At 63.2% G+C, this 14,210-nt stretch carries 11 protein-coding genes; 5 read left to right on the forward strand and 6 right to left on the reverse strand.

Translation table 11 applies throughout. From position 1 onward, the window contains the following. Positions 1–34: 34 nt before the first annotated feature. On the forward strand, positions 35–1,075 hold the full coding sequence (locus LDZ28_RS17800) for an aldo/keto reductase (RefSeq protein ID WP_244828287.1): 1,041 nt from the start codon (positions 35–37) through the stop codon (positions 1,073–1,075). Positions 1,076–1,084: 9 nt separating this feature from the next. Here LDZ28_RS17800 and LDZ28_RS17805 read toward each other — a convergent pair whose 3' ends face one another. Further along, positions 1,085–1,951, reverse strand: a complete 867-nt coding sequence (locus LDZ28_RS17805; protein ID WP_244828288.1) for an SDR family oxidoreductase — start codon at positions 1,949–1,951, stop codon at positions 1,085–1,087. Between the two features lie 187 nt (positions 1,952–2,138). Here LDZ28_RS17805 and LDZ28_RS17810 point away from each other — a divergent pair, with 187 nt between their 5' ends. Next, positions 2,139–3,320 carry a 4-hydroxybenzoate 3-monooxygenase gene (locus LDZ28_RS17810; RefSeq protein ID WP_244828290.1) on the forward strand — a complete coding sequence of 394 codons (1,182 nt, stop codon included), beginning with the start codon at positions 2,139–2,141 and terminating at the stop codon, positions 3,318–3,320. Positions 3,321–3,444: 124 nt separating this feature from the next. Here LDZ28_RS17810 and LDZ28_RS17815 read toward each other — a convergent pair whose 3' ends face one another. Next, complete coding sequence (locus LDZ28_RS17815) at positions 3,445–5,637, reverse strand: amylo-alpha-1,6-glucosidase (protein ID WP_244829703.1); 2,193 nt, start codon at positions 5,635–5,637, stop codon at positions 3,445–3,447. Between the two features lie 229 nt (positions 5,638–5,866). Between LDZ28_RS17815 and LDZ28_RS17820 the strand changes: the two genes are divergently transcribed. Both LDZ28_RS17820 and LDZ28_RS17825 read left to right on the forward strand, forming a co-directional pair. Continuing rightward, positions 5,867–6,661, forward strand: coding sequence for a sulfite exporter TauE/SafE family protein (locus LDZ28_RS17820; RefSeq protein WP_244828291.1), 795 nt, complete (start codon positions 5,867–5,869; stop codon positions 6,659–6,661). 258 nt (positions 6,662–6,919) lie between these two features. After that, positions 6,920–8,617, forward strand: a complete 1,698-nt coding sequence (locus tag LDZ28_RS17825) for an acid phosphatase (RefSeq protein WP_244828293.1) — start codon at positions 6,920–6,922, stop codon at positions 8,615–8,617. 279 nt (positions 8,618–8,896) lie between these two features. On the opposite strand, the gene LDZ28_RS17830 is transcribed toward LDZ28_RS17825, so the two are convergent. Both LDZ28_RS17830 and LDZ28_RS17835 read right to left on the reverse strand, forming a co-directional pair. Beyond that, positions 8,897–9,292, reverse strand: a complete 396-nt coding sequence (locus LDZ28_RS17830; RefSeq protein ID WP_244828295.1) for a RidA family protein — start codon at positions 9,290–9,292, stop codon at positions 8,897–8,899. Between the two features lie 32 nt (positions 9,293–9,324). Then, positions 9,325–10,224: a LysR substrate-binding domain-containing protein gene (locus LDZ28_RS17835; protein ID WP_244828296.1), complete on the reverse strand. Its 900-nt coding sequence runs from the start codon at positions 10,222–10,224 to the stop codon at positions 9,325–9,327. Positions 10,225–10,374: 150 nt separating this feature from the next. On the opposite strand from LDZ28_RS17835, the gene LDZ28_RS17840 reads away from it, so the two are divergent. Next, on the forward strand, positions 10,375–11,271 hold the full coding sequence (locus LDZ28_RS17840) for an NAD-dependent epimerase/dehydratase family protein (protein ID WP_244828298.1): 897 nt from the start codon (positions 10,375–10,377) through the stop codon (positions 11,269–11,271). Positions 11,272–11,397: 126 nt separating this feature from the next. On the opposite strand, the gene LDZ28_RS17845 is transcribed toward LDZ28_RS17840, so the two are convergent. Both LDZ28_RS17845 and LDZ28_RS17850 read right to left on the reverse strand, forming a co-directional pair. Next, complete coding sequence (locus tag LDZ28_RS17845) at positions 11,398–12,495, reverse strand: malate/lactate/ureidoglycolate dehydrogenase (protein ID WP_244828300.1); 1,098 nt, start codon at positions 12,493–12,495, stop codon at positions 11,398–11,400. A 184-nt stretch (positions 12,496–12,679) separates the two neighbouring features. Next, positions 12,680–14,149, reverse strand: a complete 1,470-nt coding sequence (locus LDZ28_RS17850) for a M20 family metallopeptidase (RefSeq protein ID WP_244828301.1) — start codon at positions 14,147–14,149, stop codon at positions 12,680–12,682. Positions 14,150–14,210: the final 61 nt, after the last annotated feature.

Here is a 14,210-nt window from a genome sequence, read left to right on the forward strand (position 1 = left end):
TTCCGATCACCGCATCGTTACTCTGGAGCCTTCCATGCGCTACAGGAAATTCGGCAATACCGGCCTATTCGTCTCCGAGCTGTGCCTCGGCACCATGACCTTCGGCGGAGGCGGCGGCGGCATCTGGGACAACATCGGTCAGCTTCAGCAGGCGGACGCCGACAAGCTCGTCGGCCGCTCGCTCGACGCGGGCATCAATTTCATCGATACCGCCGATGTCTATGCCGACGGCCAGTCCGAAATCATCACGGGCCAGGCGTTGAAGAATCTCAAGGTGCCGCGCGAGAACGTGGTCGTCGCGACCAAGATTCTGGGCGAGGCGGGAACCAAGAGCGTGAATTCGCGCGGCGCGTCGCGCTTTCATATCATCGATGGCGTGAAGGCGAGTCTCAAGCGGCTGCAACTCGATCACGTCGATCTGTATCAGATTCACGGGTTCGATCCCGCCACGCCAATCGAGGAAACACTGCGCGCGCTCGACAATCTGGCGCAGCACGGCCATGTGCGCTACATCGGCGTGTCGAACTGGGCCGCCTGGCAGATTGCCAAGGCGCTTGGCATTTCGGAGCGTCTGGGCCTGGCGCGTTTCGAGTCGTTGCAGGCGTATTACACGATCGCCGGGCGCGACCTGGAGCGCGAACTTGTCCCGTTGCTACAAAGCGAAAACGTCGGCTTGATGGTGTGGAGTCCGCTCGCGGGCGGCCTCTTGTCGGGCAAGTACACGCGCGAAGGCGGCAAGGAAGAAGGCGGCCGCCGCACGAAGTTCGATTTTCCGCCCGTGAACGTGGACCGCGCGTATGACTGTATCGACGTTATGCGTCGTGTCGCCGAAGCCAAGGGCGTTTCGGTGGCGCAGATCGCGCTTGCCTGGTTGTTGCACCAGAAGGTGGTGACGAGCGTGATCGTCGGGGCGAAACGTATCGAGCAACTCGATGACAACATCGCGGCGACCAAGGTAACGCTCAACGCCGACGAACTCGCCGCGCTCGACGAAGTGAGCCAGCTTCCCGCCGAATATCCCGGCTGGATGCTGACGCGGCAGGGCGAGTATCGTCGCAAGCAGTTGAGGGAGTGACGCGCGGCTTCAAATGATCGGCTTGCCGCCCGTCACCGCGACGGTGGCGCCCGAGATGTAGCTCGCCTCGTCCGAGGCGAGCAGCACGTAAGCGGCGGCCAGTTCGGCAGGCTGGCCGGCGCGCTTCAAGGGCACTTGCGAGCCGAAATTCTTGACCTTCTCGACGGGCATCGTCGAAGGAATCAATGGCGTCCAGATCGGTCCCGGCGCCACGCAATTTGCACGAATACCGCGCTCGGCCAGCAATTGCGCGAGGCCGCCCGTGAAGTTCTGGATCGCCCCCTTCGTACTCGCATACGCGATCAAACCGGGGTTCGGCGCGTCCGCATTCACCGACGTCGTGTTGATGATCGCCGCGCCCTCCTTCAGATGCGGTAGCGCCGCCTTGGTGATGCGAAACATCGCGCCGATGTTGGTCGAGTAGGTCTTGTCCCACTCGTCGTCGCTGATGTCTTCGAGGCCGTCGTAGGTCATCTGGTAAGCGGCGTTGTTTACCAGCACTTCGAGATGGCCGAACGTCTCTACCGTCTTCGCGACGAGTTCTCGGCAATGCGCGCGGTCGGTGATGTCGCCGGGCAATAGCAGCGCCTTTTGTCCCGCTTCTTCCACCCAGCGGGCCGTCTCCTTGGCGTCGTCGTGTTCGTCGAGATAAGAGATCGCCACGTCTGCGCCTTCGCGCGCGAATGCAATCGCCACCGCCCGCCCGATGCCGCTATCGCCGCCTGTGATGAGCGCAGTCTTGCCGGCAAGTTTGCCGCTACCTTTGTAACTCTCCTCGCCGTGGTCGGGCTGCGGATCGAGCGGCTTGGTCAATCCGGGACGGCGTTCTTGCTGCTGTTCAGGAAACGGCAGCTTGGGGTAATTCTTCGCGCTCATTTGTTCTCTCCATTCGATTGCGTGCTCGGGATTTACCCTGAGTCAGCAAGGGATGGACCCGTGATCGCGGCATTTTCGGGCCTTTATCTCGAAATGGGATAGGCGCTATGTCTCGTATCGCGTTGCGACATACCGAGGCTGCAACGAGACTGTACGCACAACATCTCGACGCAATCAAGGAGACATCATGCGTACTCAAGTCGGCATCGTCGGTGCGGGCCCGGCCGGGCTTCTGCTTTCCCATCTTCTGCATTTGCGCGGCATCGAGTCGGTCGTACTCGAAGCGCGCGGTCAGCAGGACATCGAATCGACCATTCGTGCGGGCGTCCTCGAACAAGGCACGATGGATTTGCTCAATCAGGCGGGAGTCGGCGCGCGCATGCAGGCCGAAGGCGCATTGCATCACGGTTTCGAACTGGCGTTCGAGGGACAACGGCGCCGTATCGCCTTGACAGAACTGACGGGCCATTCGATCACGGTCTACGCGCAGCATGAAGTCATCAAGGATCTGGTCGCGGCGCGCCTTGCGGCGAACGGCGCGCTCAAGTTCAACGTGTCGAACGTGAGCTTGCACGATTTCGCGGAGAACAGCGACGGCAAGCCGCGCATCGAGTACACGCATGAAGGGCGCGCCGAAACGCTGGAGTGCGATTTCATCATCGGCTGCGATGGCTCGCAGGGCGTCTCGCGCCCGTGCATTCCGGAAGCGGTGCGGCAGGACTATCAGCGGGTGTATCCGTTCGGCTGGTTCGGCATTCTGGTCGAAGCGCCGCCCTCGTCCGACGAACTCATCTACGCGCGCCACGACCGCGGCTTCGCGCTCATCAGCACGCGCTCGCCCGGCGTGCAGCGCATGTATTTCCAGTGCGATCCGAAAGAGTCCGTCGACGCCTGGTCCGACGACCGCATCTGGGCCGAACTACACGCACGCGTCGATACCCACGATGGCTGGCAGATCACGGAAGGGAATATTTTTCAGAAGAACATTGTCGGTATGCGCAGCTTCGTATCCACGCCGATGCAGTCAGGCAAGCTCTTCCTCGCCGGCGACGCGGCGCATATCGTGCCGCCGACGGGCGCGAAGGGCTTGAATCTCGCGGTGTCGGACGTGCGGGTGCTCAATGCCGCGCTCGTCGATTTCTATAAAGAAGGCAAAAGCGACAAGCTCGCGCAATATACCGAGACCGCGCTCAAGCGTGTGTGGCGCGCGGAGCATTTCTCGTGGTGGATGACGCGCATGCTGCACAAGCTCGACGATACGTCGCCCTTCGAGCAACGCCTGCAGGTCGCGGAACTGGAGCATGTGACGACTTCGCATGCGGCGGCGACGGCGCTGGCCGAGAACTACGTGGGCAGCGTTGCGGTTTGATTTCCGCGCGTTAAGTTCGAGCGGATGGACGGCGCAGCTTGCGAGGTCATTTCCGAAACCTCGCAAGCACGCGGCAATTCGGCTCACGCGCGCAACGCTTCCCACGCGTTGCGCGTTCCTTCACTCAAAGCACCGCGACGACCCGCGCATCCCCTTCCACCGATGGCACCACTTGGCCGCCCACGCGCCGGAACGTGATCGTCACGTTCTTGTCGCCGAGACGCAGATCGCCGATCTCCAGCCAGTCGATGCCCTCCGGCAACTGCGGCCGGTCGATGCGTATCTCGTCGTTGACCGCGTCCATCGTCACGCCGAGACACGCTTCGAGGACCATGAACGGCGCGCCCGCTGCCCACGCCTGCGGCAGACACGCCACCGGATAAGCGATCGGCCGTTCGCCGCGCTGACGCGTGAAGCCGCAAAACAGCTCGGGCAAACGCATGTCGAACGTGACGGCCGCCTCGAACAAAGCCTGCAGCAGACCAACCGCCGCGCCACGCTCGCCGTAACGCGCAAGGCCACGCGCGCATAACGCCGTATCGTGCGGCCAGACCGAGCCGTTGTGGTACGACATCGGATTGAAACGCGGCTGCCCGGCGGCGAGCGTACGCACGCCCCAGCCGGTGTGGAACAAGGTGGATTCGAGCTGACGCGCGACCTTCTCGCCGCGCTCGCGCTCGACCAGATCGAACGCGAGCAGATGCCCCGCATTCGATGACAACACCCTGCACAAGTCGCCACGCCCGTCGAGCGCTATGCCGTAGAAGTCCATCTCCGGCATCCAGTACATCGCTTCCACGCGCTCGCGGATATGGCGCGCGCGCCGCTCGAACTCGTCCGCACGTTCGTGTTCGCCGCGTTCGCGACCAAGCCGCGCCATCGTCGAGAATGCCGTCGATGCGTATGCCTGCACTTCCACCAGCGCAATCGGTCCGATGGGAAATTTACCGTCTGCATGGAACACGGAGTCCTGACTATCTTTCCAGCCCTGGTTGGCGAGTCCATGCTCGGACGCGCGCTGATAGTCGAGCAAGCCGTGCGGGTTCTTGTCGCAATGACGCGCGACCCAGTCCGCCGCGAGTTGCAACGCGGGCCAGATTTCGTCGATCAGCGCCTGATCGCCGGTGCGCTCCGCATACGCGCCCGCGAGCACGATGAAAAGCGGCGTGCTGTCGACGCCCCCGTAATAAAGCGCGAATGGCACCTCGCCGGTCGCGGCCATCTCGCTCTTGCGCGTCTCGTGCATGATCTTGCCGATTTCCGCGTCGCGGAACGCCGAGTCCTCGCGCGCCTGATGAGCCGCGAGAAAGCGCAGCACGCCGCGCGCGAGCGTGGGATGCAGCCACAGCATCTGCAACGACGTGATGATCGCGTCACGCCCGAACGCGGTGGAGAACCACGGGATGCCCGCATACGGATACGGACCGGTTTCTAGATCGGTGGTGAGAAGCCCGAGGTCGGCCAGCGACCGGTCGATCCATTCGCTGAAGAGCGGATTGCTCGAACGCACGCGCGCACTGGCGCGACGCCGGTCTCGCATACGCCGATGCGCCTCGACGAGCGCTTCGCGGATAGCCGGACGGCCCGATTCGGGCGCACACTCGGCGGCTTCGGCGGCGTTGCGCTTGCTCTCTTCGCTGGCGTCGCTGAGCGCGTGTGTCACGGCCGTGACGGAGAGATAGACCGAAATCGCCGTCTCCGATTCGATACGCAGCGCGTAATCGGCGCGCGTTGGCGAGAGCACGTCCGGCGCGGGCGTGAACTGGATGCGCGCGGTGCGTTCCACTTCGTCCAGGCCGATATAGCGCAACACCACCTCGCCATTTTCGACAATGGGCGGCCGCAACGTTCCGCGCTTCTGGCGCTTCGAGCCACGCACCTCGAACATATCGAGAAAGTCCGCGGCGAACGAAATGGAGATCGGCACCGTGGATGGCTCGGTGCCGTAGTTCGTCAGCACGATGCTTTCGTGCAATACGTGCCCGGAAAGCACACGTTTGCGCTCGACGTGGATCACGCCCTCCGGTGTTTGGGCTCCGCCGATGGGCGGCAGCGGCCGGTTGGTCAAGTGCGCGGTGAAGACAGCGTTATCGCTCGATACACTGCCTGAAAGCAGTGACGGCGCGCGTCCACCGAACGTGAGCACCAATTGCGAGAGCACACGCGTATCGTTGACGAACAGGCCGTCGTCGCCGCCGCGGATATCGCCGTTGGCGTCGTAGACGGCGAACGTGTTGCCCGATTTCAGGACGAACTGGCGCTCGCTCGGAATGTTGACGTTCTCGGTCGGAATGAAGGCATCGTCCGCGCCGGGCATAGTCGCTTGCGCCTGTTGCTGCTGCTGTTGCGTCTGGTCCTGCGTCTGATCCTTTGTGTCCATTGCGCCTTCCTGAACTGAAAGTAATGTGTAATCACGACGGCTGGCCAGCTCGACCAGACCGATGTTTTTGCAGGGTGCCCGCCGCTCATGCGCAGCAATCGGGCCGCTCACCGGATATCATCGACGGTTTTTCGACCGGACCGAGCCTGACGGGTTCTCCGCATCCATGGCATTTCCGCATATCGACTTACTTTATTCTGCTTCGGGCCTCGGCGTCGGCTTTCTGGTCGGCCTCACGGGCGTGGGCGGCGGTTCACTGATGACGCCGCTGCTGGTGCTGCTCTTCGGGATTCATCCGGCAACGGCAGTCGGCACCGACCTGCTGTACGCCGCCGCGACCAAGACCGCCGGCACGCTCGTACACGGCCTCAAGGGCTCGGTGGACTGGCGCATCACTGGCCGGCTCGCCGCAGGCAGCGTGCCGGCCGCCGCCATCACGCTGTATTTCCTGCACCGGCACGGCATGACTTCACCCGACACGGGCCGCCTGATCCAGTTGATTCTCGGCGTCGCGCTGCTCATCACGGCCGTGTCGCTCGTGTTTCGGCCGCAGCTCGCGCGACTGGCCTACCGCAAAGGCCAGGGACGAGCGGAACGCCCTGCCCGCACAACCGCTCTGACCGTGCTGACGGGCGCCATCCTCGGCGTGCTCGTTTCGATCACGTCGGTCGGCGCGGGCGCGATCGGCGTGACGGTTTTGCTGCTGCTTTATCCGCGTCTCGCGACGGTACGCATCGTCGGTTCCGATGTGGCGCATGCGGTGCCGCTCACGCTCATTGCCGGCGCCGGGCACTGGATGCTCGGCTCGGTGGACTGGGCGCTTCTGCTCTCGCTCCTGGTCGGCTCGATTCCCGGCATTGCCATTGGCAGCATGCTTTCCTCGAAAGCGCCTGAAACCGTGCTGCGTTACCTGCTTGCCGCGACGCTGATCCTGGTCGGAGCCAAACTCGTGTTCAGTTGATGTTAGTCACGCGGCCCGGCGGTTTCCAGTCGGCCAAATGACATAGGCGGATACGCAGCCGTTCGCAATCCGCCTTATGCCGTTTGGCCGGCTTTCGCCAAGCGCGCCGATACGGCATCATGCGCTCTCAGTTGGGCCCGCGTCACCGCATTCTTCAGCGGAGAGCGGAAAAGCGTGCGCGCCCTTGGTGCGTGCGGCGTGAAAAGGCGTCGATGCACGGCGCGCGGTGCGTGCGACAAGACCACGAGGAGTCAGGCGATGAACGAGAACGACCATCCGCATCACGAGTTGTCTTCCCTTCCTGAAGCATCGGCGAATGACGCGCCTGTCGATCCGGCGCGGCGCCGCTTGCTCGCGGCCGGCGTCGGACTCGCCGGTTTATCGCTGGGCGGCTGCAATCTTTTCGAACAGAAGCCTGCCACACCAAAAACAGCGGCTGATGTCGCGCTCGACCGCACGCTCACGGCGAACGTGCGGCAGATCGTCGTGATCTACGCGGAAAACCGCAGTTTCACGAATCTGTACGGGAATTTTCCGGGCGTGCAGTATCCGCTGTCGGCGGTGTCGGCGTCGCGCTTCACGCAGCTCGACCGTGATGGCGTCACGCCCATGCCCACACTGCCGAAAATCTGGGGCGGGCTCGTGCCGCAGGCGCAGGAAGTGGATGGCACGCGCTACGCCATCACCGAGCAGCAGATTGCTGGCCTCAAGAACTCGCCTTTCCGGATCATGGACGCGAACGGCGCGCCGCTTCCCAATTCGGTCATTACACGCGACCTCGTGCATCGTTTCTATCAGAACCAGATGCAGATCAACGCGGGCCGCAATAACCAGTTCGCCGCGTGGGGCGACTCGGGTGGTCTCGTCATGGGCCATTACCAGAATTCGCCCGATACGCTCAGGCTCTGGGGCCTCGCGCAGCAATACACGCTATGCGACAACTTCTTCATGTCGGCATTCGGCGGCTCGTGGCTGAACCACATTTTCCTGATCTCGGCGCAAGCACCCTTTTATCCCGATGTGCGCAACACCCCGGCGGCGCGATTGCTCGCCGTCGTGGATGGCGACGATCCGACCACGCCGCGCCTGAAACTGGCGCCGGATTCGCCGAAATCCGCGCTCGAAGGGCCGCCCAAATTCGTTCGCGATGGCGCCCTCACCGCGGACGGCTATGCGGTCAATACGATGTTCCCGCCGTACCAGCCGAGCAACGTGCGTCCCGCGCCCGGCGGCGATAGCTTCACCGCCGATCCTTCGAATCCGCTCGTGCTGCCGCCGCAGACTTACGCGACCATCGGCGACCGGCTTTCGGCCAAGGGCGTCAACTGGGCGTGGTACAGCGGCGCGTGGCAGTACGCCCTCGATCATCGGGACACGGGTTCGGTGCCGGACTTCCAGTACCACCATCAGCCGTTCAACTACTTTCGCAATTTCGCGCCGGGCACGGCTGCACGCGCCCGGCATTTGCGCGATGCGGGTCTCGGCGACGATCCATCCACGAACAAGCTGCTCGCGGATATCGATGCCGGACGCCTGCCTTCCGTCACGTTCTACAAGCCGCAGGGCAATCTCAACATGCACGCGGGCTATGCGGACGTCGCTTCGGGCGACCGGCATATCGCCAACGTCATCGAGCATATTCAGCGCGGACCGCAATGGGCGAACACGGTGATCGTCGTCACGGTCGATGAAAACGGCGGCTGGTGGGATCACGTCTCGCCGCCCAAGGGCGATCGCTGGGGGCCGGGTTCGCGCATTCCGGCACTGGTGATTTCGCCGTACGCGAAAAAGGGATATGTCGATCACACGGTCTACGATACCAACTCGATTCTTCGCTTCATCTCGCGCGTGCACGATCTCGAACCGCTCGATGGCGTGGCGTCGCGGGATCGCGCGTTTGCGGCGAACGGGGAGAAGCCGCTCGGCGACTTGACGGGGGCGCTGGATTTGGCCTGACAACACTCGCGTGCCGACGGCCGGACGGAACTTCGCATCACGCGAGGGACTACGCGTCCGGTCGAAGCCCTCTGGTATCCGACAAAATATCGGACTCGGCGTAAAGCGCGGGAGGCAGCGAGCGGCGGGAACTGCGTTGCGCGACGCAAACCATCACGCCCGGAGCCGTTCCGGATTCAACCAATGCCGTGACTCGCGCGGCGACGGCCGACTCGCATTTCAAAGATCACGCGCGAAACTCAACACCCGTGGAAAGCCGCGATGATCCCAAGCCCAAAGTCATCGTCCGTCTTCCACCCACGCCCGCGCCGATATCTCGACCAAATATCCATAATGCAACGCGCCAACCGGCACGACGGCGCGAGCCGGCTTCCAGTCGCCGAAGAAGCGCGTGTAAATTTCGTTGAACGTCTTCCAGTGATCGACGCCAACGAGATACACCGTCACCTCGATGCAATCCTCGATGCGCGCGCCCGCCGCTTCCAGCACGGTCCGCAGATTGGCAAGCGTCTGCTCTGCCTGCTCCTCGAACGGCCTGTCCCCGGTATGCGTGCCGTCGGGGCGCATTGGCAACTGGCCCGAAACGCAGACGAGATTGCCCACGCGCGTTGCGTGGCTGTAGTGGCCGGCGGGAACCGGAAGTTCGGGTGCGTTGATGGTCTTGATCGTAGGCATGGTCATGGTCGGATGATTATCAAAGCTTGATTTCAAAGCGTGAGCCTCGTCGCCAGAAAGTCGAGGAACGCACGCGAGCGCGCGGCCATCGACTCGGTCTGATAGAACACCGCGCTGATCGGTTGACGCACGTCTTCGAGCGCGTCGTCAAGTATCGGACGCAAACGGCCCGCGCGGATATCGGCGGCGGTCATGAATTCGGCGAGGCACGCGATGCCGCCGCCATCGAGCGCCAACTGCCGAATAGTCTCGCCGCTGGACGCCGATACCGCAGGCCGGATCGTCACGAACGGCGCGCCCGGAATATTGCCCGATGCGCGCAACGGCCAGTCATTGAGGCTTTCGGGCGCGGTGAAGCCGATCAGCCGCGCACGCATGAGTTCATCGACATCACGCGGCTCGCCGTGTTCGGCAAGATAATCCGGACTCGCCAGTACGCGCAGCCGGCTGCTGCCAAGCGAGCGCGCGTGCAAGGTCGAATCCTGCAGGACGCCGATGCGAATCGCGATATCGACGCGCTGCTCCATCAGATCGACGATGCGCTCGTTGCTCGTCAGTTCCAGCGTGATGTCCGGATAAAGCGCGGCGAACGCCTTCACATGCGGCACGATGCAGTGAAGCACGAACGGCGACGCCGCATCCACACGCAGGCGCCCGGCCGGACGCTCGTGCCGGCGCGAGATCGCTTCCTCGGCGTCATCCATCGCGGCGAGGATGGCGCGAGCACGCGTCAGAAACAGCTCGCCTTCCTCGGTGAGTTGAAGACGGCGCGTCGTGCGGCGCACGAGGGTCGTGTCGAGCTTCTTTTCGAGGCGCGTCAGCGTGCGGCTCACGCCGGATACGGTTTGCTGAAGCGTTTCGGCGGCGGCGGTCATCGAACCACTGTCAATGACGGTCACGAAAACCTGCAGTTCGTCGGTATTGGTCTTCATGCGGGCGCGATGCGGATCGATTGTTGATTTCAAGTCAAGTTTGATTTGAGACTAGCATCGTTTTTGCGAAAGTCGAAACGGGACATACTCTCTGCATCGGTTCAAACGAATTCCCGCAAATCGCATTGAATGGGACCACAGGAGCAAAACATGAAGATTTTCATCACAGGCGCAGGCGGCTTTATCGGCGGTTCGATCGCGGCGGGACTCGCGCGCGACGGTCACACGGTGCGCGGCCTGATCCGCCGCGCCGAGCAGAGCGACGCCTTGAAGCACGCGGGTATCGAGCCCGTCGTCGGCAGTCTCGACGACGCCGCGCTTCTCACCGCCGAAGCCCGTTCTGCCGATGCAGTCATCAACGCGGCCAGCAGCGATCATCGCGGCGCGGTCGAAACCCTGATCGCCGCGCTCGAAGGCTCCGACAAACCGTTCCTGCATACGAGCGGATCGAGCATTGTCGGCGATGCGTCGGGCGGCGAAGCATCGGACAACATCTACACCGAAGAGAATCTGCCGGAACCGACCGCCGACAAGGCGCCGCGCGTGGCCATCGACAAGCTCGTGCTGGGCGCCGCCAAGCGTGGCGTGCGCTCTGCCGTGCTGTGCAACACGCTGATCTACGGTCACGGCGCCATCCCGAACACCGCAAGCGTGCAGCTGCCGCGACTCGAACGTCAGGCGCAGAAGAGCGGCATCGTGCGTCATGTCGGACGCGGGCTGAACATCTGGTCGAACGTGCATATCGACGATGTCGTCGATGCTTATCGACGCGCACTCGACAAGACGCCGGCCGGCACGTTCTATTTCATCGAAAGCGGCGAGGCGCAATATCGCGACATGACCACCGCCATGGCGCGCGCGATGCAATTGCGCGGCCCCGAAGACTGGCCGCTCGAAGATGCCGTCAAGGAATGGGGTTATGAGATGGCCAACTACGGGCTTGGCTCGAACAGCCGCGTCAGAGGCAAGCGCGTGCGCTTCCTGCTGGGCTGGGAGCCGAAGCGGACCTCGGTCATTGACTGGATCGAGAAAGAAATGGTGCGGTGAACGGTGTCGCTTCGGCTCTGAAAGTCGCGCCGTTATTCCGCGACTGAGGCCAGAGGCAATCTGCCATCGAGCAAAACAAAGCGCGAAGGGCAAACTGGCTTGACCAATTTGCCCGTCGGTTTCACGTTACTTCAACGCGCCCGCGAACTTCTCGATTTCCGTCTCCGCCATCCCCGACTTCACAGCCGATTCGCGAATCTGCCGCCACGTAGTCGGGTCGACCGGCACGCCGTTCGAATTGCGCTCGGCGCGGCGCGCTTCCTCCGGTTCGCCAGGCGCGTGAATCGCATCGGTGCCAGCGGCTTTCGGCGAAGCCTTCATCCATTCGAGGAACGCTTCCGCTTCGGCCTCTGCGGCCGGGGCATCGAACGCGTTCGGGTCGAGAATCACTGAAGTCATGCAATTGATGATCGCGCTCGACTTCTCCAGCGTGCTCTCATGCGTGGTATATCCGCCCGACAACGCGCCGCCGAAAATCTCGCAGAGCGCGGCAAGCCCCGAGCCCTTGTGCAGACCGAATGCGGTTAGCGAGCCGAACGGCTCTTCATGCATCACTTTCGGTTCGAGCGTCGGCACGCCTGCGTGGTCGAGCAGCATGCCCGGCGCGACCTGTACGCCCTTGTTGTAGGCCACGCGCGTCTTGCCGTAAGCAATGCCTGCCGTCGCGAAATCCAGCACCAGCGGCTTCTTGCCTTTACGCGGATACGCCGCGCAGAAAGGGTTCGTGCCGAAGCGCCGGTCGATACCGCCGAACGGCGCCACCAGCGGATCGCCCGCTACGTTCACGAAGTGAAACGACACGAGCCCCGCTTTCGCGCATTGCTCCGCCCAGTGTCCGATCCGGCCGATGTGATGCGCGTTGCGCAAGCCGACCGCGCACACGCCGAACTTCTTCGCGCGCTCGATGCCGAATTCCATCGCCTCGTAGGCAACCACTTGACCGAAGCCCTTGCGACCATCGACGGTGATGACGGCGCCCGCATCGCGAACGATTTCAGCATGCGTGTTGAGCTTGAGTTGGCCATCCGCGAGCGAGGACGTATAGCGCGGAATCATGCCGACGCCATGCGAATCATGCCCCGAGAGATTCGACATCACGAGATGGTCCGCCACCAGTTCGGCCTCGCGCGGCGCGCTGCCGGCGCTTTCCCAGATGGCGCGCACATAGGCGTGAAGGGTATCGGCGGCGATGCGCAGTTCGGGGGATTTTTGGGTATCGTTCATCGCGATGTCTGTCTCCTGTATGTGAAGTGCATGGCCCGACCGCAATGCCGTACGGCGGGCGAGGGCCTACTACTTTACCCATGATCAACTGGCCTTACCAGTTCGTTTTGAAGAATTCGCTGAAAAGGCCCGAAAAAAAGCCCGCGCGAAGCGGGCGATTTCTGATTCCGGAAGACGCGTTGAATCAGGGCGCAGCAGCGATCACTTCCGCCACCGCCGCCGTCAGTTTCCTTGCGTAGGGCACGTGCAGGAATTCGTTCGGCCCGTGCGCGTTGGACTTCGGGCCGAGCACGCCGCACACCATGAACTGCGAGCGCGGAAAGCCTTCCTTCAACGTGTTCATGAGCGGAATGGTGCCGCCCTGCCCCATGTATGCGACATCCGCGCCAAAGTAGCGACGCGATGCATCGTTCAACGACGTCCCCAGCCAGGGCGCAAGCTCGGGCGCGCTCCAGCCAGTTGCCGCGCCGGCTTCAGCCTTGAACGTGACCTTGGCGTTGTAAGGCGGATCGAGTTCCAGCAGCGACTTCAACTGACCGACCGCTTCGGCGGCTTCGACAAGCGGCGGCAGGCGCAGCGACAGCTTGAACGCGGTGCGCGGTGCGAGCACGTTGCCGGCGTCGGCGAGTGACGGCAGGCCGGCGGCCCCCGTGACCGTCAGCGACGGACGCCACGTCGAATTGATGAGCGCTTCTTGCGGGTCGGTAGTGGTCGGCAACACACTGCCGCCGTCCTGGCCACAACTCCACGGCAGTTTCTTCCAGACATCGTCGCCGAGAATGCGGGCGGTCGCTTCAGCCTCACGCAGACGTTGCGCGGGAATCGAGCAATGAAAGTCCTTCGGGAGCAGGTTGCCGGTGGCCGCGTCTTCGAGCCGCTCGAACAGTTGCCGCATGATGCGAAAGGTCGATGGCGCGATGCCGCCGTAGCCGCCCGAATGCAGGCCTTCTTCGAGCACCTGAATTTCGAGGTCGCCCGAGACCAGGCCGCGCAGCGAAGTCGTGAGCCACAACTGGTCGTAGTTGCCAGCACCGGAGTCCAGGCAGATCACGAGGCCGACATCGCCCAGGCGTTCGCGGAGCGCGTCGATATACGGCAGCAAGTCGTAGCTGCCCGATTCCTCGCACGTCTCGATGATGCCGACGCAGCGCGGCCGCTCCACGCCTTGGGCGTCGAGCGCGGCGAGCGCCGTGATGCTGGCGTAGGTCGCGTAGCCGTCGTCCGCACCGCCCCGGCCGTAGAGCCGGCCGTCCTCGAACTTCGGCGTCCACGGGCCGAGATCATTGCGCCAGCCTTCGAATTCAGGCTGCTTGTCCAGGTGGCCATACAGCACGACGGTTTCGGTGCTGCCCGAACGCGTTGCGGGCGCTTCGAAGAAGATCACGGGCGTGCGTTCAGGCAGACGCACGATCTCGACTTTCAGGCCCGTGACGCGCTGCGCCTTCACCCAGTCCACCGCGTCCGTCACTACCCGTTCGATGAAACCGTTCCGCGCCCAGTCCGCGTCGAACATCGGGCTTTTCGCGGGCACCGCGATGTAGTCGGTCAGCGCGGGCACGATCTCATCGTTCCATTTCTGGTCGACGAAACGCTGCAGTTCCGTCGAATCGAGCCGTACCGCTTCTTCGTGTTGCGTATTGTCGCCGTTAGTCATGAGCGTGTGTCCAGGCGGGCAAAACCTTCATCATAGACGGGTTTCGCGGCCCTTTTGCGCC

Origin of the sequence: Caballeronia sp. TF1N1 (assembly GCF_022878925.1) — a bacterium.
Taxonomy (GTDB): domain Bacteria; phylum Pseudomonadota; class Gammaproteobacteria; order Burkholderiales; family Burkholderiaceae; genus Caballeronia.

Bases quoted from the DNA above. Each gene is read 5' to 3' on its own strand.
- LDZ28_RS17815 (WP_244829703.1), bottom strand. From the start codon at position 5,637: ATGCCCGGCGCGGACGATGCCTTCATTCCGACCGAGAACGTCAACATT.
- LDZ28_RS17840 (WP_244828298.1), top strand. From the start codon at position 10,375: ATGAAGATTTTCATCACAGGCGCAGGCGGCTTTATCGGCGGTTCGATC.
- LDZ28_RS17850 (WP_244828301.1), bottom strand. From the start codon at position 14,149: ATGACTAACGGCGACAATACGCAACACGAAGAAGCGGTACGGCTCGAT.
- LDZ28_RS17835 (WP_244828296.1), bottom strand. From the start codon at position 10,224: ATGAAGACCAATACCGACGAACTGCAGGTTTTCGTGACCGTCATTGAC.
- LDZ28_RS17810 (WP_244828290.1), top strand. From the start codon at position 2,139: ATGCGTACTCAAGTCGGCATCGTCGGTGCGGGCCCGGCCGGGCTTCTG.
- LDZ28_RS17830 (WP_244828295.1), bottom strand. From the start codon at position 9,292: ATGCCTACGATCAAGACCATCAACGCACCCGAACTTCCGGTTCCCGCC.
- LDZ28_RS17820 (WP_244828291.1), top strand. From the start codon at position 5,867: ATGGCATTTCCGCATATCGACTTACTTTATTCTGCTTCGGGCCTCGGC.
- LDZ28_RS17805 (WP_244828288.1), bottom strand. From the start codon at position 1,951: ATGAGCGCGAAGAATTACCCCAAGCTGCCGTTTCCTGAACAGCAGCAA.
- LDZ28_RS17825 (WP_244828293.1), top strand. From the start codon at position 6,920: ATGAACGAGAACGACCATCCGCATCACGAGTTGTCTTCCCTTCCTGAA.
- LDZ28_RS17845 (WP_244828300.1), bottom strand. From the start codon at position 12,495: ATGAACGATACCCAAAAATCCCCCGAACTGCGCATCGCCGCCGATACC.
- LDZ28_RS17800 (WP_244828287.1), top strand. From the start codon at position 35: ATGCGCTACAGGAAATTCGGCAATACCGGCCTATTCGTCTCCGAGCTG.